We start from the raw sequence: 1774 nt of genomic DNA, 5'->3' as shown, positions 1-1774 counted from the left end.
TCCTAGTTGGTGCCACGGCTATTTGGATGAAGATATGAATAAGAAGGTTCAGGCAGCTCTGTTTCAAAAAGATCCACAGAAACGGGCAGAAATGTACGCCGATTTACAGCGTGATTTTATGCAAAAAGGACCTTATGCGTTTATCTATCAGACATATAGTATTATTGCTATGACACCTGATGTTAAAAAATGGGTGTGGAATAGTGCACCACGTATTTTTTATAATGCCATTGAAAAATAAGCACGTTTAAAATGTTGTAATATACAACAGTGAATGTGATGATAATAACTTCGGTGTTTTGCATAGAGTTTAAAGCTTTGCAAAATATCGAAGTTTATCGGTAAAGTGCATTATAAAGTAACTCGAAGGTACTCTTCTTTAGAGAGGGACTATGCATTTTTATAGAATAATTATACATAGATATTAAGATTGTAGATTTCAATCTTAAGTGAAGAAAAAATAATAAATTTGCCGGTTTAAGAAATGGGCATACTGAATATGAGCAGAATTTAGTATTTTGTAGAAAAAGTGAGGGACCTTAAAATGTGCTATTGAGAAAAAAGTTAGTTATATGCAGGTGCGTTGGGGGAAAATGGGATTATTGTGGAGCTGGTGCTTCAAATTATACCGCTTTTCCTTAAAAAATGATGAGATGCTGAGACTGCCCTTTAGTATGGGTCCTGGAAAGTCCAAATGTCCTTGTGAGGAAGGAGTGGAATGGCTATGGTTAGAAACTATACTTATGAGAATTGTCAAAATATCGAAGGATGAGTGAGCTTTTAAAGCAACTGAAGTTGGTTCTCTGAGAACTCTTTTGAGAAAATAGCAAAAAGACTTTTAAAGCAGAAGTCCTGTTTGATGTGATAAAAAAAATCTTTGGCTTGTATGATCAAAGTTATGGGTGCTGTGACATCACCAACAGGCGCTGTCATTTGTGGTATTATTCATTGTTTATCAGATCATTTTTCGTTGTCTCTTTTGCTTTAGTTTACCAATATTGCTCAAGGAGTTGCTCCTGCTGTTTAAAGGGTTTGATATTTTATCTTTAGGAGGTGTGCTTTAAAAGCCTGATTTTTTTATTTTTGCACGTTACTGTTGCAAGGAAAATTTATACAACAAACTTTAAAGAGATAAGTCTATGAATTTAAAAAGAAAAATATTAAAAAGGAGCAGTTGTTTTATTTCTGCTTTTATTGCTTTTGGGATATTTGTGCAGCAAGTTTCAGCAAAAACACCTGCTGATACCCTCGTGATGGCTTGGGATCTTGATGCGATCAGTAATTTTGATCCTGCGCAACTCAATGACCGCTATGGAGCTGAAATTGTTATCAATGTTTGTGATAATTTGGTTGATTCTGCTAAAAATGATGGAGCTAAAATCGTTCCTTCTTTGGCAAAGAGTTGGGATGTTGTAAGCGATGACCAGAGTACGGTGATTACTTTTCATTTGCGCGATGATTTGAAGTTTAATGATGGTCGGTCTGCTGGTGCTCATGATCTTGTTTGGGGAATGAGGCGGGTTGTCAAATTGAAGCTATCTAATGCGGCAACTTTTAATGAATATGGTATCACAGAACAAAATGTTGATAAGGCTTTTCAAGCACCCGATGAGAAAACAGTGGTGATGAAATTTGATAAACCTTATCCAGCAGAACTTATTCTGAGCAATATTTCTAGGAATCGTACTGTTGCTCTGCTTGATCGTGAGACACTTATGAAACACGAACAAGATGGTGATATGGGAAATCGCTATTTGGCAAGTCACGCTGCTTG

At 36.1% G+C, this 1774-nt stretch carries 1 protein-coding gene and 1 pseudogene; both read left to right on the top strand.

Annotated elements, in window-relative coordinates; all coding sequences use genetic code 11:
- Positions 1-241, top strand: a pseudogene (locus ACFINU_RS09715) (ABC transporter substrate-binding protein); the annotation flags it as partial.
- A gap of 898 nt (positions 242-1139) precedes the next feature.
- On the top strand, positions 1140-1774 hold a 635-nt coding region (locus ACFINU_RS09710; RefSeq protein WP_375618958.1), incomplete at its 3' end, for an ABC transporter substrate-binding protein.

Source organism: Bartonella sp. AC130YNZD, from assembly GCF_042196865.1.
GTDB lineage: Bacteria > Pseudomonadota > Alphaproteobacteria > Rhizobiales > Rhizobiaceae > Bartonella.
Note: the sequence above shows the minus strand (reverse complement) of the source record. Positions and strands in the feature narration are given on the sequence as shown.